Genomic DNA, 371 nt, shown 5'->3' with positions numbered 1-371 from the left:
GGGCGATGCTGGCGGGCGGCGCACTCGCTTCGCTGGCATGGAACGGCCACGCCGCCGCTGGCGAGGGCTTGGCAGGCGCGGTCCGGCTTGCTGCAGGCATCGTCCATCTTCTCGCGGCAGGCGGCTGGATCGCAGCGGTCCTGATGTTCCTTGCCATGCTGCTGCGCGGCAAAGAGACGAACGGCAGCGGGCGTCTGCGATCAACGCATGACTTTCTACATGGTTTTTCGACGCTGGGAACGATCTTCGTTGGTGCGCTCATCGTGTCCGGCATCGCGCACTACGGGGATCTCACCGCGTGGTCGTTTTCGGCCCTGTTCCAGAGCACCTACGGGAAGTTGCTGCTGTTCAAACTGGCCCTGTTCGCTGGA

The 371-nt window shown here is 64.2% G+C and carries 1 protein-coding gene; it reads left to right on the top strand.

Annotated features, from left to right (window positions below; all coding sequences use genetic code 11):
• Nucleotides 1-371 (top strand): CopD family protein (locus CXG43_RS01360; protein ID WP_198551376.1); only part of this gene is annotated, 371 nt, incomplete at both ends.

Source organism: Stenotrophomonas sp. Bg11-02 (assembly GCF_002836635.1).
Classification (GTDB): Bacteria; Pseudomonadota; Gammaproteobacteria; order Xanthomonadales; family Xanthomonadaceae; genus Stenotrophomonas; species Stenotrophomonas lacuserhaii.
This window is presented reverse-complemented; position numbering and strand designations above follow the sequence as displayed.